We start from the raw sequence: 23,532 nt of genomic DNA on the forward strand, positions 1-23,532 counted from the left end.
TCCTGACTTTTATATATGATTATTCTATATGTCAAATTGCGCGGATAACATGATGGTGCGTGGCATTGATACATAGATTTGATCTCCGCGGGAAGCCATCCAATAATCCTTATTGGTCAGATTATAGCACATGAGGTTAAAGGTAGCTGGTGTACTCTTTATTTTAGTTCTATATTTCACACCAAGGTCGAATGTCGTATAACCTGGAACTGTGATTGTTTCATTATTGATAGTAGAACTGCCAGTATATCTGGCGCGTCCGGTAACGCTGAATTTCTCATCAGCCTGATATTCCAAGCCGACCACGCTGTTCCATTTTGCCCTGCCGCTTACATCATAACCATCATATTGACCATTCTTGGTTTTTTCCCGGGTGGCATCAAGAATCATAAAACCGCCCATTACATTCCATTTGTCAGCCAGACGGCCGTTAGCAGATACTTCTACGCCTTTATGTCTATCCCGTCCGTCTTGTATCTGATCATACTGTGTTGTACTGCCAGCAGCGAGAACGTCTATATTATTAGCCTGGGTGATATCAAAGAAACTCAGTGTAGTAAGAATACCGGCATTTTCATATTTCATACCGATTTCATTTTGCTTGGTTTTGGCAGGGTCTAAAATATCTCCGGCATTATTATAGGCACTGCTTACTACGGTACCTTTGTTAAAGCTTTCCGAGTGGCTGGCATATAAAGAAAGCTTGTCCTCGGGTTTATAAGTTATAGCATACGTTGGACAAAAGGCATCGCTGTCAACACTGCCCGATTTTTTGCCGGTAGCGGGAGTATAGGAATCTACGCTGGCGAAATGCTTATGAACACCTACTAATAATTGCCATTTCTCATATTCAATCGTATCTACTACTGACCAGCCCCAGAGTTTTTGTTTTTCAGCTAACCCGGTGGTGTAATTCGTGTTTGGCATGCTGTTCTGCACAATCCCATGATAAATATTACCTTGACCAATGCTATTCTTCTCATTGCTTGTTGCCGATTTTCGATTGCGCCAGGATTGATCCACGGCAAAGGTTAAATTGTGGGTCACTTCACCATCGGTTATTTTGCCCTGTGTACCCACTTGCGCATAATAGGTATTCATTGGCGTACCGCCGTTGGTTACGAGCAAGTCGTAATCGCCAGCGTCATTGTCGATCGTGAAGGAGCTGCTATAGGGACTCACATTTTTGGTCAGGTTATTGCGGTTTAAACCGCCGTTAAAGAATATACTCCAATTATCACTTACTTTTTGCTCGTGGTTGACAGCCAATATCCAGCCTCTCGACGCTTTTACCATGCCATCGAAACTATAATCGGAGCTTGATTTTGGCGCACTGGGCAATTGGGTAACACCAGAGCCTAATTTAAACCATCTCATCCCGCCTTCGATTTCAAGCTGGCGATAGCCGGTCAGGACATTGGTCGTGCTTTTATCATCCCGATGATCGACGTTGACAAAAATACCTTTGGCTTTCATGTTTTCACCATGTATCGAAGTTTCACCATTCAAAAGTTCCGTATTAATGCGAACACCCCAGGCCTTGTCTTTACCAAAGCGCCTGGCAATATCCATATATCCGCCAAAGGAGCCTATGCCAGAGAAGGTTTGCGTATAGCGGGTCATCGGTTCTTCTGGTGCCTTTTTGGATACAAAATTAATCAACCCTCCGGCGGAATCAGATTCATATTGGGCACCGGTGCCGCTGATACCACTGTTCGGACCTGAAATAATGTCAACATGGTCGATGAAAAATGTTGGTGCATTAAATTGTGTAAACATGCCGGGTATACCATTTACATAAGTGCTTGTACCGTTTGCACGAAACCCTCGCAAAGTAAAATCGTTATGTAGTACGCTGCCCGATGCCTGTATAGAAGGACTGTTTGACAAAATACTGTCGAGGGGCTGGCTGGAACCGCCAAAGAGTTCTATCGTTTTATTCGTTAAAGTAGTTTGCGTAAAAGGCGTATCCATGACACTTTTTTCGCCTAAAAATCCTACGCTGCCGCTTTTGAATACAAAACCCCCGGGCAAAGTATCCGAGCTATCCTTCTTGTCCTTTTCTCCCTCGACGACGACTGTTTCCATTTCGTATTCGGGAGCGCTTTTTTCGCCGGCAGGTGCGGCGGTTTCTGCTGCGGCCTGCTCTTCCTCCGCATAAACAATATATGCGGGCGTAATGCTTGCGACAGTGCATAAGACTGCCGCTGCCAGCAAATGCTTTTTGCCTTTCATGATCGATTTTCTCTTCATAGATGCTCACCTCAAAAGATATAATTATTCCATTTTCTTGCAGGCTGTCCATTGTTTGCCGACAGAAAAAAATCTGCCTCGCGAGAACGAAGCAGATTCAAAAAAAGCATAATATTTACGCATAAAAAAACCAGCTTGGTAAAAATAATACAAGCTGGAAGCACGCATAATATGACTATATGCCATAACGAAATCGCCCTCCCCATCACTCGTGGGTTGTTGCGCACTCGCACAACGTGGTGATTGTAAAACAGGCAGTTCTCCTGGCTCCGGGTCATTACTCATCTGTTCCTTCTCAGGCTTACGCCTAATGGCACTACATACAGATTCACTCGCCGATACAGTTGCGGGACAGCTTTGGCATCGCACCAAATTCTCTCTTAGGCCTTGCGGCACCTGTTTCATCAATATTGGATTTTTATTTTCAATATACAATTTATCTGTTGATAACTAGTCTAAAGTATAGCACTTTGCACTTCCCACTGCAAGCAGTGAATTCTTGTCATGAAAAAAGAAGAACGAGAGCAGATGTTTTCTACGAAGGAAGTCTTTTACCTATTTTCTACACTCTCAGACAGCAAGATCTTAGCCTGCCGCGTGGCCCACTTGATTTCATTAGCCGTTACTGCGACTTCAAGCAACCCATGCAGATAATAACTGCCTGTAAGCCTTGGCTGCCATTGCTCAATTGCCTTAGTAAGGCTTTCCCAGTACTCTTCACTGATTTCTTCTGGACTGGTTATGCCTCCATCAACAATGACAGACCGAACCTTTCCATTCACTCGAACAACTATTGTACAGCCACTTTCTAATATATCTAAAATAGCTTTGAATTCATCGCTAACAGGCGGAGCCTCTGACTTCATCCTTCGTTCCAATCGGATAGGCAAAAGATCAAAAATGCGATTCCCCTTTTTTATAATAGACTCATTGTAATCGATTAGTTTCTCTGCCAAAGAAATCCACTCTCTTGGTTCTGATGATTCCATGACCACTTTTCGCTCACTTCTTAGCAAGTCCAACAGCTGTCTTGCTTCCTTATTCAGTTTGTAAACTCTCTTTTTTTGTTCCGTATGGACATGAAGCTCTCTGCTGTCATCGAGACCGACATAATCCTGCACTGCACGGCAGAAATAGAGAACTGCAGCTTCATTGCTCTGGCTAAGCTTCTCTTTCAGTAGTTTGGTGTACCTCGGCGGCCATAACAATACGTTTACAAGCATGGCCGAGCCCAAACCAACGAATATAACTCCTGATCTAGCAAGAGCATGTATCATAAACTCTTCCGTACTGGAACTTAAGACAAAGAGTGCAGCAACAATCCCCATGGTTATGCCGCTATGCAATTTTAATTTTATGTATATTGGTATCAGCAAAATAACGATAAAACCTGCTGAAAACGGATTAACACCAAGAAAATAGCCAAAGAAAAAGCCCGCTACAACACCAATAATATGGACAAAGATTTGATCCCGCGCTGCCCTTAATGTTAGGAAAATGGATGGCTGTATATTTATCACGGCAGAAACAGCGCCAAAGAAGGCGGGTTCCAAACCAAGCAACTTACAGATATACATTGTTATGGCAACGGCTATACCCGTTTTAATTACGCGTGCTCCAATTCTCATCTTTTCATCTCCCAGCCATAAAATCCTAATCTTGTTTTATTATTAATAATGCATTTTTACCGATCAATCCACACATTGCATAATAATATCTTCCCCTGCAGTTACTTCCTCTGCAGGAGTTATGTGGATCTCTTTTCCTCCAGTAATGTTAATCCTTACAATACTCTCTGCATGATCGTTAGGATAACCTAGGGATAGAATCTTCTGTCCAACAGTAATCTCTTGTCCCTCACTGACCAGAAGCTGCAATGCAGCGTTTAAAGCCGGGGTTTCTAATTCCACCTGAATCATCAATTGATAATGTGGCTCAATCATCATCAGTAGTGATGCTGGATTTGAACATACTTGTGTCACTCTGCCGGCAGCAGGGGCAAGACAAATATCATCCCTTGTAGCAATTGCTACAGTATAACGATTCTGGGATTTCGCTTCCTCTTGGATCAGTCTGCCGCTTACTGGCGCATTAATTCGTACATCCTGCTTAAAAGTCGGAACATATGGCTCTGCCAGTTGCTCATCAACTGATTTTTCCCCAATCATCGTGGAAATTTCTTCTTTTAAACCGTCGGACTGAGTCCCAAAGATAAATTGAAAATTAGTACCCATTTCCATAATTCCGACTGCACCCAAAGCTGGAAAATCCTGTTTTCTCACCGACTCTCGTTGTATTACAGAAACTCGCAGCCTAGAAATACATGCATCCAAGGCCTTAATATTATCTGCTCCACCCAATGCTTTCACTATGTTATATGCCCTATGGGAAGTATTCAACTCATGATCAGCAAGAGGTACATCTTCCCGTCCCGGTGTTTTTAATTGAAAACGATTTATGGCCAGATGAAATACAATAAAATAAAGCGCGCCAATACTGATTCCAACCGGCCATATCCATAGCTGATTGTGCCCATATTTATAAGATAATAAATAATCAATAAAAGATGCTGAAAAGGTAAATCCCAAATGAATATCCAGCCAACTGGTCATAAGCCCGGAAACACCAGCCATTAGCACATGAAACACAAATAAAGATGGCGCGACAAAAATAAATGCAAATTCTATGGGTTCTGTAATCCCTGTCAAAAAAGAAGTTAAAGCGCCACTAATCATCAATCCAGCAATAGCTTTTCGTCGTTCTGGTTTAGCATTATAGTATATCGCAAAAGCTGCTGCTGGCAGACCAAACATCATAATCGGAAACTCACTGGCCATAAATATACCTGCCGATGGGTCACCTGCAAAATAACGATTAAAATCTCCGCGAATCAAAGTACCATCAGGGGTAATAAAGTGCCCAAATTCATACAAAAAAGCAGGATAGTATACATGATGCAGGCCGATCGGTATTAACAAACGTTTTCCCGCAGCAAACAATGCTGGACCTATACTAGAGTTTACTGCAAAATGACCAATTCCATCAATTCCCAATTGGATTACAGGCCAGACAACCTGTATTATTAAAGCCATCACCACTCCTGCTACAGCAGTAATAATCGGCACAAAACGCTTTCCCGCAAAAAATCCTAACACATGGGGCAACCTCATCTGATGAAACTGCCTATATAAGACAGCTGCAATCAGCCCCATAGCAATACCAGAAAAAACGCCCATATCAATACTCGGATTTACAGACTTTAATACTGCCAGAAAAATCAAATGACCAATCACAGCCGCCAAAGCGGCAACCGCTTGCCCTTGGGAGAAACCAATCGCCACTCCTACTGCAAATAATAATGGTAAATTAGCGAATACTGCCATACCAGCATCCCGTACTGCAGGCATATTAAGTAAATCCTTTTCTCCAAACCGGAATAAAAGTCCGGCTGCCGGCAAAACAGATACAGGCAGCATTAAAGATTGTCCGATTTGCTGAAGGTATCGGAATATATCTTTCACCTGATCCACCCCTTTTTACAACAGTACCATAGCATGAAAAAAGCTAGCACTGCTTTACAAAATTCATTCATGACTATCTAACATAAAGGCACCAGAAACTTCTGGTGCCTTTTCGTTAAACAAATACCTACGTTACTTTATTGTACCTTAATATTCATACGTTCTCCACGTTTTACTGTTTTCCCTTCCTCTACCACAATCAACTTACCTGCTAAATTAGTAAAAACAATAGGGGTAATCATAGAAGGTACCTTATCTTTTATTGCTTTCAGATCTGCTTTAAAGAGGCTTTGGCCTGCTTTGATACGATCTCCTTGGTTGACAAAGAAAGTAAATCCTTCTCCTTTTAGATGTACCGTATCAATGCCAAAATGTACAATCATTTCTAAGCCGCTGTCTGCGGTAATCCCAACAGCATGTTTACTTTCCAGCACACTCGTTACGACCCCGTCAACAGGTGATACAATCTCACCATTACTAGGCTCAATAGCAAAGCCGTCACCTACTATTTTCTGTGAAAACACTTGATCTGGCACTTGTGTAATAGCAATAATCTTTCCATCTAAAGGAGCAAGAAAAGCATTGATGGAATCGCTTATTGTAGTAGTTGCTGCCTGTTGTTTTATTTCCTCAGGAATAATCGTAGCATTAATTACTCCTTTTCCTGCTATAATATCCTGCATTTGTGTTTTTAGTATATCCGATTTAGGTCCAAAAATAATTTGCAAATTATCACCGATTACCATAACACCTGACGCACCAAGTGTTTTGAGTCTATCTTTATTGACCTCACTACTATTTTTCACACTGACACGTAAGCGAGTAATGCAAGCATCGAGATGAGTAAGATTATTTTTACCACCTAACGCCTGTAAAACATCTGCTGCTAAACTAGAAGCTGGAGCATTGTATACTTCTTCTGTTCCTGTATCGTCTTCCCGCCCTGGAGTTTTTAAATTCCAAGTGCGAATAGCAAAGCGGAATCCAAAATAATAGATGACTGAAAATGCCAAACCTACAGGAATTACTAACCACCAATCCGTACGATTGGGAATAACGCCAAACAATAAATAATCAATTACACCGCCAGAAAAGGTCATACCAATTTTCACATTCAGAATCTGCATCAGCATAAAGGACAAACCAGCAAAAATCGTATGAATACCAAATAGTACTGGCGCAACGAACAAGAAGGAAAATTCAATGGGTTCAGTGATACCTGTTAAAAAGGATGTGAGGGCCGCCGAAAGCATAATACCGCCAATTGCCGCTTTCTTTTCTGGTTTTGCCTCATGATAAATAGCAAGGGCTGCAGCTGGCAGGCCAAACATCATAAATGGGAACTTCCCAGTCATAAATGTACCAGCGGTAAAAGCGACACCGTCTTTGAGCTGAGCAAAGAATATACTTTGATCACCGTTAACAATTTGTCCGCTTTTACTTACATACTCACCAAACTGATACCAAAAAGGATTATAGAAAATATGATGAAGACCAAAAGGAATCAAGGCACGTTCAATAATACCGAAAACAAAGGCAGCGAGTACTTTATTAGAATCAATCATATTACGTGAAAACAGGGTCAATCCCAACTGAATCGGCGGCCAGACAAAAGTCATAATAACACCTAAAACAAGGGCCGCAACCGCTGTTACAATCGGTACAAAACGTTTACCTGCAAAGAAACCAAGATAAGACGGCAATTCCATATTATAAAACCGTTTGTAGACTTGTGCTGCTAATATACCCACAATGATACCGCCAAATACACCGGTTTGCAACGTAGGAATTCCGAGTACACTGCTATAGGCAGGATTGCCAGCAATCATGTCCGGAGTAATCCCTGTTACTACCCCCATAGTAACATTCATGATTAAAAAACCAACAATTGCCGCAAGCCCGGCAACTCCTTCACCACCAGATAATCCAACTGCCACACCTACTGCAAACAGCAATGAAAGATTACTGAAAATAATACCACCGGCCTGTTCCATAATTTGCGCCATAGCATGAATGACGTGATTATCAAGAAAAGGCATAATACTAATCGCCGCTGGATTTTGAAAAGCATTACCAAAAGCTAATAAGAGGCCTGCTGCTGGTAATAAGGCTACTGGCAGCATTAAGGCTTTCCCTACCTGTTGTAATATACCAAAGGATTTTTTTAACATTATAATTCCCCTCTCATTTTATCAATCTATTATAAAATCTAGTCTGCCCCGATTTCCTTTCGGATCACCTCCTCAAATGGATAATAAAAAAGCATGAGTCATTATGAGGATAGATCTCCTCATTAACAACTCATGCCTGCTTTACCAGTAACACGTATATACTTATTTATATTATCAATGATGCTTACCGCGAATACGCTCCAGATGAATTGTTAAATATCCGATTTCAGCATCTGGAACTTTTACTTGCAATTCCATTTCTATAATATCACCTACTTGCCTAGCAAGCTCATAGGATCTGGTAAAATCTTTTTTTAAGTGCTCCATAAATGGGTTCTCAATGGCAGTATTAGTTATCACGCGGTGAATACTACTCTGTAAATGTGTAAGTAACCTTGTATAATTAAGACCGCTGTTTTCCTGCAAAGGCCCTATTTGAATTTCAATATGCTGAATGACCTTACTAATAACTTGGGAGTGCTTTAAACTCTCACCAACTGACCTATTGTGCCTAGCCGCATGCAGATGCAAGGCAATAAAACCAATTTCCTCCCGGGGAATCGTTATACTTAATTTTTCAGCAATCAACTTAGCGCCTTGTGTCGCCACATAAAACTCGTCTGGATACATTACTTCAATTTCAGAGATAAAGGGATTTTTGATCTCCATGCCTTGCGACAGGCGAATTAATGTAAAATTAATATGATCTGTCAGTGCCACATAGACGCGAGGATGCAGTGCCTGGCCAAGCTGTGTCTTGGCTAACTCAATAATATCTTCTGCAACTTGTATCACTGCTGGTTCGACCTGCTCAATCAAACTTAAGGCCTGATGCTCTGCCACACCTTCGGGAACGACATAAATTTTTTCATATTTCGGACTTTTTAACAGATCGCCTGCTTTACGTCCAAACCCCATTCCCTTACCGAGTAAAATAACATCTTGCCCAATTACGGTATTTGCTATCACTGCATTATTGCTTAAAATTCGTTGAACAGTAAATGGGCCCTCTATCGTTGCCAATTGCAACTCCCCCTGTCTTTTTAAAAGGGAATAGCCAGCAAGAAAATGATATTGGCATCCCAATTTCATTATTCTTACTGGCTAATGCCGTTACCGTAACACGCCACTCTTTATAGAAATTATATCACACCATATCTGGTCATGACAAGTAGAAATAATCAAAGGAACTGCTTAATTGAGTTTATTTGACTCAAAAGAACTGTTTCTTAGCTTTTTTCAGATAAAGAATGAGAGAAAAATTTTACATTGGCAGTTGAATTCTAAACCTACGTAAGAATGTATAAGTATATCATCATTAAAGGAGGAATTTAAAATGGATACTGTAATGCAAAGGAATGAAATGGTAATGAAATCAAACGTCAACTCTTACCCTATAGTGCTAGTACATGGATTTATGGGTTGGGGTAGAAACGAGGTACTGGGACTAAAATATTGGGGAGGGATAACTGACTATGAACAAGAGCTTTCCACATATGGTTACACGGCTTATACTGCAACGGTAGGTCCTGTATCCAGCAATTGGGACAGAGCTTGTGAGTTGTATGCCTATATCAAGGGAGGAACGGTAGACTACGGTCACGCACATTCTACACAAAAGGGGCATAGCAGGTATGGAAGGACATATCCCGGTCTTTATCCTGAATGGGGCAATCTCACGACGGAAGGTAAAGTAAATAAAATTCATCTTGTGGCTCACAGCATGGGTGGTCAGACAGTACGTACCCTTGTTCAACTACTAAAGGAAGGCAGTGACGAGGAAAGAAATGCAACGTCATCCCAATTAAGTTCTCTCTTCGCAGGCGGTAAATCGTGGGTTCACAGTGTTACTACGATTGCTTCTACTCATGATGGTACCGTACTTGCAGACGGAATCAATATTTTTGGAGATTTTGCTAAGAATTTAGTAGCTTCTCTAGCATCTTTTACCGGTGCAGGTGAAAAGCTTATCTATGATTTCAAACTCGATCAGTGGGGTTTGAATAAAAAGTCAGGGGAAAGCCTTATAGACTATACAAACAGGGTGTTTAACAGCACTATCTGGAATAGTACGGATGACCTTGCAAATTGGGATTTAAGTACTGATGGGGCTCGCGTGCTTAATCAATGGGTTAAGGCACAATCTGATGTATACTATTTTTCTTATTCTACCTGCGCGACTGTCCCTAGTATTCTAACGAACAATGAACTTCCCCATGTAATTTATATGACCCCGCTACTATATCCATTTGGAAGATTCATAGGAAGTTATAGGCGTAATGATCAAGAGCGGGTTATTATTGATGATAGCTGGAAGCCCAATGATGGCGTAGTCAATACCATTTCGCAAAATGGTCCAAAAATCTGGTCTTCTGATAGAATCGTCAACTATAACGGAGTGCCACAAATAGGCAAGTGGAATTCCATGCCCTTATTAGATACGATTGATCATATGGATGCGTGTGGTATTGGAACAAATGCATTAACTTTATCCTGGTATAAGGGTCTTGCTGAAAAACTAGGTCAGCTAAGAATAAGTAATTAATGTAAAGCTTGAGGTAAGTAAGCATATAAGACCAGTAAATCAAAACCCTGCTAGTTGATTCATCTTGCAGGGTTTTGATTTATATTTTTTCTTGCATTTCCCCGGATCATCACATGATAGATTTTACTTTCACTTAATTGCCTACCTTGTCGTGGCATGCAAATCTAAATGAATCAATGAACCCGTCCCGACTCTTAAAATTACCTATTTTTACCTGAATAACGTAGTATCTTTTGCTCAATACTAAATATTGTAATATCATAGAAGGGAGTGTTATCTTTGACACAATTAAATCAAATGGAACTACAACATTTACGTCACATGATTGGTGGTCATGAAACTGTGGCCAACAAACTTGAAGCGTATGGTCAGCAGTGCAATGATGCACAGCTAAAGCAAATGTTTATACAAGATGCATCGGCTGCTAGAAGCTCCAAACAGAAACTCATAACATTTTTACAATAGGGGGAAGCGAATATGAATGATAAAGATATGTTAAATGATTATCTAGCAATGATAAAAGGCAGTTTAGCTACATACGCCAATGTCATCGCTGAAACAAGTGACTCTCAATTACGCTCAACTTTTCAGCAAATGAGAAACCAAGATGAGCAGAGGCAATATCAAATTGCGCAGACTGCTACGCAAAAAGGATATTACAAACCAGCTGCCCCTGCTCCGCAAAACGAAATACAGCAAGTAAAAGCTGAATTGACGAATCCAACAATGTAAGGAAAATAAATCACAACGATGGGTTGTGATTTCAGACCGTAGACAAAAAAGGTACTTTACTCTTGTCGTAAAGTACCTTTTTGATTGCGGTCTGAACAACAAACAGTTTGTTTGCTTCCAGCACTGTGCTTTTATGCTGATATTAGATTTGGTGGGCAGCTAAGTAACCTTTGTCGAAATTATCTTTAGTAACTACATATTTACCAGCTTTTTGCCAGCAATACCAGGCTGCGTCATTTCCTCCGGAGATAAAATTATATCCATAGCATATTTGCTTAGCAATTTTTTCGCTAAAATAAGTTCCCTTACTGGCCGTCCTGTTTTATAGGCTTCTTTAGCCAGCATGGATGAATTTTCATAACCAATGTGTGGCAATAGAGCGGTAATAATACCCACACTGCCCTCCAACCATTTCTCACATTGTTCTTTCTTAACATTAACACCTTGTACACACAGCCTATTGAAGGTATTAACTGCATTGGTTAAATAAGTAATAGAATTAAAAATGTTAAAGGCCATAACTGGTTCCATGACATTTAATTCAAACTGACCGTTCTCAACACCCATGGTTACAGCTAGGTCATTACCAATAACTTGATAGCAAGCTTGGTTAAGCACCTCAGGAATTACGGGATTTACTTTCCCAGGCATAATGGACGACCCTGGCTGACGCGCAGGTAAATCAAGCTCGTTAAGGCCGCAGCGTGGTCCTGAAGCCATCAGGCGGAAATCATTGGCAATTTTAATCAAGGCAAGGGCGGTAGTTCTTAAAGCTCCTGAAACGTCAGAGAACACATCCGTATTATTCGTAGCATCAACTAAATTTTCAGCGGTAATAAAAGACTCATGCGTAATTTCAGCCAACTGTCTGGCTACTTCACTAATATATTCAGGCTCAGCATTAAGCCCTGTACCGACCGCTGTAGCACCCATATTCACCGTTAACAAACGGCGTAAAACCTCTTCCACACGCTGTGAGCCCCTGCGAACCGATGCGGCATAAGCGGAAAATTCTTGTCCTACAGTAATAGGCACTGCATCCTGCAAATGAGTTCGACCCATTTTTAGAACATCCTTAAATTCTATCCCCTTTTTTTCCAGAGCAGCAGCTAAATTATTAAGAGCCTCTACAAGAGTACGCCCTTTACGAATAGTACAAACCTTAATAGCTGTTGGAAATGCATCATTTGTGGATTGTGCCATATTGGCATGATTGTTTGGTGAAATACGATCATAATTCCCTTTTTTATCACCAATTATCTCCAATGCCCGATTAGAAAGCACTTCATTCATATTCATATTTACTGAAGTACCAGCGCCGCCCTGAATAGGATCAACACAGAATTGGTCATGTAACTTACCGCTGATAATTTCATCAGCCGCCGTTACTATAGCGTCTCCAATAATTTTATCTAAACGACCTGTAGCCATATTGGCTTTTGCCGCCGCTTTCTTTACCATGGCCATTGAATCTATAAAATCTGAATCCAGTTTCTGACCTGTAATTTGAAAATTTTCCATCGCCCTCAGAGTTTGCACTCCATAATAGACATTATCCGGAACTTCTATTTCTCCTAAAAAGTCATGTTCTAAACGCATAATTTTCTCCCCCTGAAATGTATTTAAATTTTTATTACTGCCTACTTAATAATTACCAGATGCCAATAACCTTCATCCACGGGATACCTATTCCCAGCCATATCACTAAGTGCACTATGGAAAGAACAAAGCCATGCCGCCACCATTCACTTTGCGTAATGTACCCTGACCCAAAGAAAATCGGCGACACTCCACAAGCGTAATGGGTGAGGGTTGAACAAGTATTAGCAAATACGCCTAATAAAATTGCTGTTAACAGTACTGGCGCACCAGCCGCCACAGCAACAATGGCAAAGGCACTAAATAGAGCCATAACATGTGCCGTATTACTGGCAAATCCGTAGTGGACAAAAGTATAAACAATGCATACTAGCACAAGTACCATAACCCAGGAAATTCCGACTAATTGCGCCGCTACAAGTTTGGCAAACCAAGTGATCAATCCAAGTTTTGCTAAGTATGCTGCCATATTCACTAAAACACCCATCCAGATGAGTACATCCCAAGCCCCTTTTTCCCCTAACACATCATCCCAAGTAAGAACTCCTGTAACTAGCATGAAAGACAACCCTAACAGGGCAACAAAGGCCGAATCAACACCGGTGATACTACTGGTAGCCCAAAGAATCAGAGCCCCGGTAAAAATCAGTAATAATATTTTTTCATTACGGCTCATAGAGCCCATAGAGATTAATTCCTTGTACGCCATTTCCTTGGCTTCCGGTGTATTTTTAAGTTCCGGCGGGTATATCTTATATAAGATATAGGGTATCAAAATAGAACAAACGATCCCCGGCACGATACAAGCCATAAACCACTGGGTCCAAGTTATGGTTTGCCCAAAAAGTTCTTGGGTTAACTTCATAACGACTACATTATTTGATGCTCCGGTTAAAAATACAGAGGCCGAAATAATAACGCTATTGTAAGAACTAAAAATTAAAAACTTCCCAACTTTTCCAGCTGTAGGACCTGGCTCTGACCCAAAAGCCGTACATAAACTACGGACAATAGGATAAATAATTCCGCCCCCGCGTGCAGTATTAGACGGAGTAAAGGGGGCCACGATGAAGTCGGTGGCAGACATAGTATAAGCCAGCTTAAGAGTACTATCACCAAACTTGCTCATAAGGATATAAGCAATCCGACGCCCAAGACCAGTTTTAATAAATCCTTTGGCAAACATAAATGCTGCTACGATAAGCCAGATTACGGTGTTGCTAAATCCTTCTAATGCTTGCCCCGGTTTAAGGACACCAGTAATTACCACAGTAGTCAATCCAATTATGGAGGCTGTACCAATAGCTACCGGCTGCAAAATGAACGCTGCAATAGTAGCTGTAAATACTGCCAACAAATGCCACGCATCCGGCTTTACTCCTTCCGGAATTGGCGCAAACCAAATTACTAAACCAATTAGAATACAAATTATTCCTCTAACGATTTTATTCACCCATATACACCTCTCTTTATCAGATTTTCATAAAACAAAACATATAGTTGCTAAACAACTTCATTCTAACGACCTTAATCGCAATGTGAAAATAAGTAACCATATATAACAGAATATTTAGTTAATATCCTGTGTACATGTAAAGCCCTTTATCGCTCCTACTATCTCTCTTCTCCTTTCCAGCAAAAGCCTTTCGCCGCATTATATTGGGCTTCCGTTTTAACCTTCATTATTTTTTATCAATGATATATTTCGTGTACATTGTATCATGTATACATTATACAATCAATATGCAAATGCAAAATCATTAGAATTTTTTGTTTTTTTTAGGATTATCAGATAAATGAGTGTACCGTAAAAAAACATCTTATTTATGATGTTTCATCTTCTCAAGCATTCAGCAACTCAATAGATACTTAAAAACAAAAAAACCACGAAATTCGTGGCTTCAGAAATATTCCGATTTATTTACAATTGTCTTCATATTCGCTGAAGAATACTTGCTATTAGAGTTTCCCCACTCACCATTATGAGCGTATGTACATTCTGCAAAGGTAGTGATATATTCCCCTTTATTCATTAACTCAATATCTGCTTTAGAGAAAGCATAAACCTCAATTGCCAATCCCTTAACTGGCTTTGAGTATTTCTTTTCCGTATCTTTTGCCGCTTGGATTAGATTGCCTTCAACCGCTAAGCCCATTGTCAAAGAGATTTGAATAGTCTTTCGGACAGCATAGCCCGTTGAAACAGAAAGTTGGCCTTCTGTAAAAAAGGACTTCTTTGTTCATTAAAGAACTATGGATATATACGATAAAATTTGGAGGAGAATTCCTGTGGAGAGCAAAATACCAGAAGCTTCAATCAAATGCGAAGCAAGACGTGCGTTTCTCGCGCTCTGTTCGCCTAAAACACGACTTTTACATGATCCTATTTCCGATCCCTATGTGGTTTGTGGACATCCAAATCCATCTGACCTTGGAGATGCAGACTGCTTTTCGCAAACAGGTTCTTGGGGCAAAGTTCAGTTTTATTTCCTAAGCTTGAGACCTATCGTACTGCAGACAAATGCGGCAGAGCACCTTATGGCGGGGCGGAATATGGCATTCCGCAGACACCTGAAGCCGACGCTGTATGTAGAAAAATTGCGGCATTGCATAAAGGGTATGGTGCCGTCATCTGTCCATCGGGATTATCCGCGATTGCAACAACTTTAGACGCGTTTTCACCGAAAGCGGTTCTTATCCCTGATAATGTATATGGACCAATGCTTCGGTTTCTGAACCGGCGACACATAAAACAAATCCGTTATCCAGCAGGTGCTTCAGCAGATGAATTTCGCTCGGTCCTATTAAAAGCGCGTAGCGAATATTCTCAACGTGAAGACTTGATTGTCTATATCGAGGCTCCGGGCAGCGGTACTTTCGAAATACCCGATATCAATGGCATAATAGCTATAGCACAAAATGCCAAGTTACGTACTGTTATGGACAACACATGGGCAAGCCACGTCCGTTTTCAACCTCTTGAACACGGTATTGATATTGCTGTGCAAGCGACGACAAAATACGAAGGTGGATATGGTGATACGCCATCTGGGATTGTTATCGCCAAGCATCCACAAGATCTGCAGATCATCACCGATGAATTGCGCGCAACCGGTAACGGCGCAGTCGCACCAACGACTTGCTCGCGACTTTATCACAGAATTGATTCGACTGAAGAACGTCTCAATCAACACGCCGACACCGCTCAACGGCTGATCGAATGGTTTTTGAAACAGCCTTTCGTCACTAACGTCCTTTCGCCGACTTTGGAAACCTCACCTTATCATGAACGTTTCCAGCACTATTTCGGCAAAGGAAATGGTCTTTTTAGCGTCGTTTTCCATCCGGACCTGCCGGCAGAGCATGTCGAGGCTTTTGTTGATGCACTAAACCTGTTCTGGGTTGCTGAAAGCTGGGGAGGGCATTTGTCGCTTGTATTGCCGGTTCATGCCAAGCGCGAAGTTACACCCATGCCAGATGGTTATATTTTACGCTTCCATGCCGGGCTCGAAGACTACCAGGATCTTTTGCGTGATCTCAACCAAGCGGCAGGATATTTTCTCGATAATAGCAACTAATATAACATTCAATTTAATCGTGTTAGTTAGTGAGGTGTAAAAAACAAAACTCAAAGGCAAAACTCAAAGGGACGGTTCTATCGAGTTACGCTTTAGGAAAACTCAAAGGGACGGTTCTATCGAGTTACGCTTTAGAAATTACAGTTTGACAGATACCTGTCACTCTTGCTATCTGTCGCGTTGATATACCCTCTACTCCCTTTATTCTCCTTATTATCTCATCTCGTTTTATTCTCTCCATACTTTGCAACTCGGTAGCCATCTTAACATTTGCATACTTTTGTATCATTTTCTTGGTATCTTCATCTGTTATTCTTTTTGCGTCCTTAATTTCAATACAATTATCATCAGATTGTTCATTCATATATTTTTTAAAACTGGCGATAGATCTTTCGTGTTCTTCAGCAAAAATAGCTAATATGAAACCAGTCTCGACGATTTTATTCTGACCTATGTATTCAACATAACTGCTCCACTTATAATTAACTACACTTTTCTCTTTTCCAGCTTTTATTGGATTTTGATGAATATATCGTAATACTGTCAGTAAATATGCATCCGTTTCCACAACTTCACTTTTAAATCGATCTTGAAATAAGTGACCAACTCGATCATATTTACGATTGTACCACGCCACATAGCTTACTCCAATTCTCTTCATAGAGTGTCCGATTGGCTCTTTACCTTCCTTAATCAGCAAGTGGATATGATTATCCATTAAACAATATCCATATAGAATATACCTAGCAATTTCTTTATAATATTGTAAATATCCTATAAACTTTTCTCGATCTTCATCATCCTCAAATATGACTTGCTTATTGATTCCCCGTATAATTATGTGATAGATTCCACTTTCGCTCCTTTGACGCGCTTGTCTGGACATTTCTTATCACCTCATTGATATTCTATCACTTATTTCTTTTAAACTCAATGGAACCGTCCCTTTGAGTACCGAAGTTTGTCGCAAAATAAAAAATCCCATGACTTTTTACCTAGTCATGGGATTTCTATTGGATTTTAGATTTATGACAAATCTTGAACAAATTTAGCCAGAATCAAAAAAATACTTTCAAGCTCAGGCATTTCATTTTCATTATATTTGATAATCATATACAGGCTTATTGCATCTTACCGCTTTTCCTGCTTTTGTATCCATCAGTTCCCCTTTAGCCAGGGCTAATTTGCCATTGAGAAAGACGTAATCAATTCCTTCAGGATGGGCATTTGGCTGTCCAAAGACCGCTTTATCGGTAATGTTCTTGATATCAAATACTACGATGTCTGCGTCCATGCCTTTTCTTAAACGGCCTTTTGACGTAAAGCCGAGGGTTTCTGCTGGCAGCAGGGTAGCTTTACGAACTGCTTCCATAATGTTTAATTCATACCGCTCTGTAACCATCTTTTTAAAATAGCGAGGAAAGCTGCCAGCAATTTGGGGATGCCCTTCTCCTGGCAGATAGGTACCCGTATCGGTAGAAGGCATTGCATAAGGATGGTTTAGCGCCATATAGATTTCTTCTTCAATTCCGGTAAAAACAACGACTGCCGTATGGGGATGCTGAGTCCGAAGCTCATGATATATATCCATAGTTAAACGCTGACCATTATATTTACCTGTTATGACTAGAATATCATCGAGCTTCCATCCATTGGTTTCCATATATTCTTCATTAAAGAGAACTGCGCCAATATGGGTTGCCCACTGAGTATACATGCCGCTGTCAAATCGTATATCCAATCCTTCGAATCTCGCTCTGTTAATTACGGAAAGGGCCTCTTCCATAACTCCCGTTCCATATTGGTATACAAAATGAGATACTTGGATACGAGCACCCGTTTGGCGGGCAATGGCGATGACTTCCACTAAGGAATACATATCAATGCCGGTAATCATCCGCGTATCTACGGCTACAATTCTGCCGTATCTGGCAGCAATCTTGCTCAGATTCATAATCTCATCATTCGAGCTGCCGGGTGCATAAGCCAGTCCCAAAGATAGACCACATGCCCCTTCTTCCAAAGCCTTCTCTACCAAATATTCCATTTGCCTTAATTGTTCAGGTGTAGCAGGTTTTAACGGATCTGTGGCCCCAACTTCTTCCCGCAGGCTAATTGAATGACCAATTAATTCTGCTTGATTGACGATAAAACCTTGCTTTTCTTGAGCGGCAAAAAAAGCGTTTATGTCTAATGGGCTTAAACCGCAATTCCCGCCGACAGTGGTGGTGATTCCCTGTCTTAAGGAAAGCTCTCCGCAATAATCATCCCAATCTACATGTCCATGTATGTCAATGAAACCAGGGCATACCATTTTGCCCTCCACATCAAACTCTTGAAGTCCTTGGATGTTATCTTTTGTAATCATCTCTATTTTTCCATTTACGATTCCGATATTCCCCCGAGACCGAGTAAGGGTTTCGGGGTCAATTAAAATCCCATTTCTAATCACTATGTCAAAAATAGTTCTTCAACCGCCTCTCATGTGGATCTGTTTCAACGTATAACGAGTATGCTTTAATCTTAGAATATCTTGATTATATAGAAATAGCAATAAGGTTACAAATTAAAATTTGCAACCTTATTGCACCGTGATGAAAGAAGAATTCAATATTCGCTATTGTTTTTTCCTTAATGATATGGTTTAAACCGTTTTAGCCTGAGTGCATTCATGACTACGGATACAGAGCTAAATGCCATAGCTGCGCCAGCTACTACAGGTGATAAATAGCCTGCAACCGCCACTGGAATGCCTAATGAGTTATAGATGAGTGCCCAGAAGAGATTTTGTTTAATATTGGTCATTGTTGCCTTACTCAGCTTAATAGCAGCAACAATTCCACTCAAATCTCCCCGCATCAGTGTAATGTCCGCTGCCTCGATTGCTACGTCAGTACCTGTTCCAATGGCAAATCCAACATCAGCAATCACTAAAGCCGGAGCATCATTAATGCCGTCACCTACCATGGCTACTACCTTGCCTTCTTTTCTTAAGGATTCTACTTTTTGCGCTTTATGTTCCGGCAGAACTTCAAACATCACATGTTCAATGCCGACTTGCGCAGCAATGGTGCGAGCCGTACGTTCATTATCACCAGTGATCATCCACACTTCCAGCCCTAATGCCTTAAGCTCAGACACTGCTTTTGCAGAATGTTCCTTTACAGTATCCGCTACAGCTAGCAGTCCTAGCATTTCTTTGTCTGAAGACATCAGCATAACTGTTTTTCCCTGCTCTTCCAGTCCCTCAATCTGGGGGATAAGAGCATCGATAGCAATACCATTTTCCCGCATTAATTTTCGCGTACCCACTAAGATTCTGTTTCCCTCAATCACTGCTTCTACCCCATATCCAGGAATGGCAGTGAAAGAATCCGGATCAGTAGCAGCGCTTCCCTGAGCCTGACCAAATTTAACAATGGCTTGGGCCAAGGGATGTTCTGATTTTTTTTCTGCTCGCACCGCCAAGGCTAATAGTTCTTTTTTTCCTAGATCTGTCAAGGGAATAATATCCGTTACATCGGGCTCTCCCTTTGTAATCGTACCGGTTTTATCTAACACAATGGACGTCAGCTTATGGGCATTTTCCAAGTGCTCAGCGCCTTTAATCAGAATGCCATTCTCAGCGCCTTTACCCGTTCCTACCATGATCGAGGTAGGCGTAGCCAATCCCAATGCACATGGGCAAGCAATGACCAATACAGCAGTACAATTAATCAAAGCACGAGAAAAATTACCAGGGTCCATGACAAAATACCATCCTAAGAAGGTCAGTATGGCAATACCGATGATCGTAGGTACAAAAAACCCTGAAACCACATCGGCAAAACGTTGAATCGGCGCTTTCGATCCTTGTGCCTCTTCCACAATACGTACAATTTGGGCAAGGGCTGTATCTTTCCCCACCTTAGTGGCCTTAAAGGTAAAGGTGCCAAATTTATTAATGGTTGCACCAACGACTGTATCATCGACTTTTTTATCAACAGGAAGGCTTTCACCAGTCAGCATGGATTCATCAACTGCGGAATTCCCCTCCATAATAGTGCCATCTACAGGAATTTTTTCTCCAGGTCGCACGACGATAAGGTCTCCGACTACTACGGCTTCGATCATAACATCCATTTCTTCGCCATTTCGGATGACACGAGCCGTTTTTGCTTGCAGGCCCATAAGTGCTTTTATGGCTTCCGAGGTGTGTCCCTTAGCTCTTGCTTCCAGCAGCTTTCCTAAGATGATGAGGGTAATCAAGATAGCAGAGGTTTCAAAATACAATTCGGGTATACCGCGCACTATATTAGCGATACTATAAAAATATGCAGCGGACGTTCCTAGAGCCACCAATACATCCATATTCGAACTGCCATTGCGCAAAGCAGAATAAGCACCGCGATAGAACTGAAGCCCAGCCACAAACTGTACGGGTGTAGCTAAAGCCAATTGCAAATATGGATTGTGCAAGAAATCGGTAAGCCCCCCCATAATGCCTAGAACATGCAGCGTCATGCCTAGTAATAAAGGAAACGAAAGCACTGCGGATAGTATCAGTCGTTTTTTTTGATGATTAAATTCGGTCTCTTTTGCTGTATCCTCCTGATTTGGATTATGATCCGTTACATCATGAGCTTTAAAACCTAATGCATCTACTTTGGCTTTCATTTGTTCGATGGTTATTTCCCTGGGATCATACTCTACCGTCGCTTTTTCAGCAGCCAGGTTAACAACAGCACCGTAGATGCCTGGCAATTTATTCAGCCCTTTTTCAATACGATTGGCGCAAGTAGCACAACTCATCCCGGTAATTTTAAAATTCGCTTTATCTTTAATCACTTGGTAACCAAGTTTTTCGATCTTTTCTCCAATCTCTTTCACACTCACCTGTGCCGGATCATAAGACACAGTAGCTTTCTCAGCAGCGAAATTCACCACCGCTTTATTTACACCAGCTAGCTTTGTTAACCCTTTCTCGATCCGGCTTGCGCAGACAGCACAAGTCATACCGCCAATCTTAAAGGTACCTGATTGTAAATCAGCACTTGCCTGATTTTCTCTCAAAACCGTCATGATTTTTCCACATCCTTCTAAAGCAACTCGCTTTTATCTCATATATCCACCTATCGTATACTATACCCCTCTAGGGTATATGTACATTATAAAACTATATTTTGTTCTGGTCAATATTATTAGCCAATTTCATTTTTTTCATGTGTTATGCTTTCGATATAGCAAAGAACAGACATCCTAGGTAGATGCCTGTTTTAGGATTTATACCTGCTTACTCGCCTCTTCTAGCTCTACCGGCAGTAGTATTTCAAATACACTTCCTTCTCCTAATTCACTGCTTACTGTTACCTTGCCACCATGAATCTCTACCAGCTGCTTAACAACGGCCAACCCTAGACCTGATCCACCACTTTTTCGATCCCGGGATTTGTCCCCCCGATAAAAATGGTCAAACAGGTATGGTATATCTTCCTGATCAATCCCCGGACCTTTGTCTGCTACAGATATTTTAATCCATGATCGCCCCGCTTCTTCACTCTTCTCGGTAATGATTTTTACAGAGCCTTTAATGGGAGAATAGCGAATGGCATTCACAAAAATATTATAAAAAACTTGACTAATCCGATCTGCATCTGCTTCGATTTCGGGAAGGTCTTGTGCAAGTGAACAGGAAACAGAGATATCCTTTTCGTCAGATAAAGGTTTTAGCATATACACTGAGCGACTAATAATTTGATTAATATCAATTCTGCTTTTTTCCATCGCTAATTGACGAACTTCTGCCAGGGACAAATCCCGCAGATCTGTAATCAGGCGATTTAAGCGAATCGCTTCTTCATGCAAAGAAGCAAGCTGTTCTTTGCTGGGATCGATCACGCCATCCACCATTCCCTCCAAATGCCCCTGAATAATGGCCAGTGGAGTGCGAAGTTCATGAGCAATATTAGCCAAAAACTGCCTCCGGAGATTCGTATTGATTGTCAGAGTCTCAGCCATCCGGTTAAAAATAGCAGCCAAATGTCCGACTTCGTCTTTAGTTTCAATCGGTACTTTCTGGTCAAAATTTCCTTGTTCAATTTGCTCAGCAGCAGTGCTCAAATTGCGCAAGGGTATAGTAATACTGCGAGCCAAAGCATAGCTTGCCGCCAGTCCCGCCACTAAAACGGCCATCCCAACCCAAATCAGAGACTGGTGAACAGAGGCCAAAAACGTCTCTTCCAAGGATCCCATGACCATCACCATTGGATTTGTAGTATGCCTCATCATACCATGCTGACCGGCTTCCATCTGTTGAACAATTAGATATTCTGTAAATTGCTCAGTCATTTGCAAATTCATCAGATAGATCAGCAAAAATACGGTTAGCGCCACTGCCAGAAACATGAGTCCTGTAATGCGATAGGTAATGCTATTCATTGGTTTCACTGGCAAATTTATAGCCAATCCCGTATATTGTCTGTATATACTGAGGTTCCTTCGGATTGATTTCAACTTTCCTCCGCAAATTCTTAATATGGGCATCAATCGTACGCTCATATCCCTCAAAAGTATGCCCCTGGGTTTGTTCAACAATTTGCAATCGACTATAAACTCTGCCAGCATTAGCAGCTAGTAATTCTAAAATTTTAAACTCTGTTGGCGTCAGTTCCAAGACTAAACCAGCCTTCGTAACCTGATGGCGCTCCAAATCAATCATCAGTTTTCCCGCTATAATGAGCCCGCTGCGCACAACTTCTTTATTGGTACGGCGTAAAATGGCTTTTGCTCGCGCTACCACCTCTTTGGGACTAAATGGCTTCGTCACATAATCATCAGCACCAATTTCAAGTCCCACTAAGCGATCCCGTTCTTCATCACGAGCAGTAAGCATGAGAATCGGAATATCATTATCCTTACGAATTCTCCGACAAACGTCCAAACCATCAAGACCGGGCAACATCAAATCTAATATCATAATGTCCGGCTTTTGCTCTCGTACTACCTGCAAAGCATCCAACCCGTTCGTTGTAGAGTAAACAAGACAGCCCTCTTTTTCAAAATAGGTTTGCAGTAGCTTTACTAGCTTTACGTCATCATCTACAATTAATACTGCATATTGGATCACAATATCTCTCCTTTCATACACTCTTGGT

19 protein-coding genes and 1 riboswitch are annotated in these 23,532 nt (G+C 41.2%); of the genes, 4 read left to right on the forward strand and 15 right to left on the reverse strand.

What is annotated here, in order from left to right; genetic code table 11:
- Positions 1-24: 24 nt before the first annotated feature.
- The 7 genes from JBW_RS17475 to JBW_RS17500 form a co-directional block, all read right to left on the reverse strand.
- On the reverse strand, positions 25-2,034 hold the full coding sequence (locus JBW_RS17475; protein ID WP_158453469.1) for a TonB-dependent receptor: 2,010 nt from the start codon (positions 2,032-2,034) through the stop codon (positions 25-27).
- Between the two features lie 10 nt (positions 2,035-2,044).
- On the reverse strand, positions 2,045-2,305 hold the full coding sequence (locus tag JBW_RS25030; protein ID WP_158453470.1) for a hypothetical protein: 261 nt from the start codon (positions 2,303-2,305) through the stop codon (positions 2,045-2,047).
- Positions 2,278-2,439: a hypothetical protein gene (locus tag JBW_RS25035; RefSeq protein ID WP_158453471.1), complete on the reverse strand. Its 162-nt coding sequence runs from the start codon at positions 2,437-2,439 to the stop codon at positions 2,278-2,280. Before JBW_RS25035 ends, JBW_RS25030 begins: the two co-directional genes overlap by 28 nt.
- Positions 2,440-2,488: 49 nt before the next feature.
- A riboswitch (cobalamin riboswitch) is annotated at positions 2,489-2,668 on the reverse strand.
- 136 nt (positions 2,669-2,804) lie between these two features.
- The gene (locus JBW_RS17485) at positions 2,805-3,881 is read right to left on the reverse strand and encodes an FUSC family protein (protein ID WP_007956116.1); all 1,077 of its coding nucleotides are present in this window, start codon (positions 3,879-3,881) and stop codon (positions 2,805-2,807) included.
- A gap of 63 nt (positions 3,882-3,944) precedes the next feature.
- Positions 3,945-5,774 (reverse strand): PTS transporter subunit EIIC, encoded by a 1,830-nt coding sequence (locus tag JBW_RS17490; RefSeq protein ID WP_007956118.1) that lies wholly within the window; start codon positions 5,772-5,774, stop codon positions 3,945-3,947.
- 137 nt (positions 5,775-5,911) lie between these two features.
- On the reverse strand, positions 5,912-7,945 hold the full coding sequence (gene ptsG, locus JBW_RS17495) for a glucose-specific PTS transporter subunit IIBC (protein ID WP_007956119.1): 2,034 nt from the start codon (positions 7,943-7,945) through the stop codon (positions 5,912-5,914).
- A gap of 174 nt (positions 7,946-8,119) precedes the next feature.
- On the reverse strand, positions 8,120-8,968 hold the full coding sequence (locus tag JBW_RS17500) for a PRD domain-containing protein (protein WP_007956121.1): 849 nt from the start codon (positions 8,966-8,968) through the stop codon (positions 8,120-8,122).
- Between the two features lie 313 nt (positions 8,969-9,281).
- Between JBW_RS17500 and JBW_RS17505 the strand changes: the two genes are divergently transcribed.
- The 3 genes from JBW_RS17505 to JBW_RS17515 all read left to right on the forward strand — a co-directional run bounded on the left by JBW_RS17505 (position 9,282) and on the right by JBW_RS17515 (position 11,222).
- On the forward strand, positions 9,282-10,490 hold the full coding sequence (locus JBW_RS17505; protein ID WP_007956123.1) for an esterase/lipase family protein: 1,209 nt from the start codon (positions 9,282-9,284) through the stop codon (positions 10,488-10,490).
- Positions 10,491-10,760: 270 nt separating this feature from the next.
- Positions 10,761-10,955: a hypothetical protein gene (locus tag JBW_RS17510; RefSeq protein WP_235333937.1), complete on the forward strand. Its 195-nt coding sequence runs from the start codon at positions 10,761-10,763 to the stop codon at positions 10,953-10,955.
- Positions 10,956-10,967: 12 nt separating this feature from the next.
- Positions 10,968-11,222 (forward strand): spore coat protein, encoded by a 255-nt coding sequence (locus JBW_RS17515; RefSeq protein ID WP_007956126.1) that lies wholly within the window; start codon positions 10,968-10,970, stop codon positions 11,220-11,222.
- A gap of 192 nt (positions 11,223-11,414) precedes the next feature.
- Here JBW_RS17515 and JBW_RS17520 read toward each other — a convergent pair whose 3' ends face one another.
- The 3 genes from JBW_RS17520 to JBW_RS17530 form a co-directional block, all read right to left on the reverse strand.
- Complete coding sequence (locus JBW_RS17520) at positions 11,415-12,821, reverse strand: aspartate ammonia-lyase (protein ID WP_007956128.1); 1,407 nt, start codon at positions 12,819-12,821, stop codon at positions 11,415-11,417.
- Between the two features lie 52 nt (positions 12,822-12,873).
- Positions 12,874-14,274, reverse strand: a complete 1,401-nt coding sequence (locus tag JBW_RS17525) for a DASS family sodium-coupled anion symporter (protein WP_007956130.1) — start codon at positions 14,272-14,274, stop codon at positions 12,874-12,876.
- A 448-nt stretch (positions 14,275-14,722) separates the two neighbouring features.
- Complete coding sequence (locus JBW_RS17530; RefSeq protein ID WP_007956131.1) at positions 14,723-14,977, reverse strand: hypothetical protein; 255 nt, start codon at positions 14,975-14,977, stop codon at positions 14,723-14,725.
- A gap of 309 nt (positions 14,978-15,286) precedes the next feature.
- Here JBW_RS17530 and JBW_RS17535 point away from each other — a divergent pair, with 309 nt between their 5' ends.
- A complete protein-coding gene (locus JBW_RS17535; RefSeq protein ID WP_007956133.1) occupies positions 15,287-16,399 on the forward strand; it encodes a trans-sulfuration enzyme family protein in 1,113 nt (370 codons plus the stop codon).
- Positions 16,400-16,523: 124 nt separating this feature from the next.
- On the opposite strand, the gene JBW_RS17540 is transcribed toward JBW_RS17535, so the two are convergent.
- From JBW_RS17540 to JBW_RS17560, 5 genes are all read right to left on the reverse strand, one after another.
- Positions 16,524-17,285, reverse strand: a complete 762-nt coding sequence (locus tag JBW_RS17540) for a transposase (protein WP_007960091.1) — start codon at positions 17,283-17,285, stop codon at positions 16,524-16,526.
- A gap of 210 nt (positions 17,286-17,495) precedes the next feature.
- On the reverse strand, positions 17,496-18,851 hold the full coding sequence (locus JBW_RS17545) for an N-acyl-D-amino-acid deacylase family protein (RefSeq protein ID WP_007960766.1): 1,356 nt from the start codon (positions 18,849-18,851) through the stop codon (positions 17,496-17,498).
- Positions 18,852-19,030: 179 nt separating this feature from the next.
- Positions 19,031-21,460, reverse strand: a complete 2,430-nt coding sequence (locus tag JBW_RS17550) for a heavy metal translocating P-type ATPase (protein WP_007960765.1) — start codon at positions 21,458-21,460, stop codon at positions 19,031-19,033.
- 201 nt (positions 21,461-21,661) lie between these two features.
- Complete coding sequence (locus tag JBW_RS17555) at positions 21,662-22,816, reverse strand: sensor histidine kinase (RefSeq protein WP_036681966.1); 1,155 nt, start codon at positions 22,814-22,816, stop codon at positions 21,662-21,664.
- Complete coding sequence (locus tag JBW_RS17560) at positions 22,809-23,504, reverse strand: response regulator transcription factor (RefSeq protein WP_007960759.1); 696 nt, start codon at positions 23,502-23,504, stop codon at positions 22,809-22,811. Before JBW_RS17560 ends, JBW_RS17555 begins: the two co-directional genes overlap by 8 nt.
- Positions 23,505-23,532 lie beyond the last annotated feature (28 nt).

Source organism: Pelosinus fermentans JBW45 (assembly GCF_000271665.2).
In the GTDB taxonomy this organism is placed as follows: domain Bacteria; phylum Bacillota; class Negativicutes; order DSM-13327; family DSM-13327; genus Pelosinus; species Pelosinus baikalensis.

Excerpts from the sequence above, each read along its gene's own strand:
- JBW_RS25030 (WP_158453470.1), bottom strand. The coding sequence starts at position 2,305 with ATGGACAGCCTGCAAGAAAATGGAATAATTATATCTTTTGAGGTGAGC.
- JBW_RS25035 (WP_158453471.1), bottom strand. The coding sequence starts at position 2,439 with ATGGCATATAGTCATATTATGCGTGCTTCCAGCTTGTATTATTTTTAC.
- JBW_RS17485 (WP_007956116.1), bottom strand. The coding sequence starts at position 3,881 with ATGAGAATTGGAGCACGCGTAATTAAAACGGGTATAGCCGTTGCCATA.
- ptsG (WP_007956119.1), bottom strand. The coding sequence starts at position 7,945 with ATGTTAAAAAAATCCTTTGGTATATTACAACAGGTAGGGAAAGCCTTA.
- JBW_RS17505 (WP_007956123.1), top strand. The coding sequence starts at position 9,282 with ATGGATACTGTAATGCAAAGGAATGAAATGGTAATGAAATCAAACGTC.
- JBW_RS17515 (WP_007956126.1), top strand. The coding sequence starts at position 10,968 with ATGAATGATAAAGATATGTTAAATGATTATCTAGCAATGATAAAAGGC.
- JBW_RS17520 (WP_007956128.1), bottom strand. The coding sequence starts at position 12,821 with ATGCGTTTAGAACATGACTTTTTAGGAGAAATAGAAGTTCCGGATAAT.
- JBW_RS17530 (WP_007956131.1), bottom strand. The coding sequence starts at position 14,977 with ATGGGCTTAGCGGTTGAAGGCAATCTAATCCAAGCGGCAAAAGATACG.
- JBW_RS17540 (WP_007960091.1), bottom strand. The coding sequence starts at position 17,285 with ATGTCCAGACAAGCGCGTCAAAGGAGCGAAAGTGGAATCTATCACATA.
- JBW_RS17550 (WP_007960765.1), bottom strand. The coding sequence starts at position 21,460 with ATGACGGTTTTGAGAGAAAATCAGGCAAGTGCTGATTTACAATCAGGT.
- JBW_RS17555 (WP_036681966.1), bottom strand. The coding sequence starts at position 22,816 with ATGAATAGCATTACCTATCGCATTACAGGACTCATGTTTCTGGCAGTG.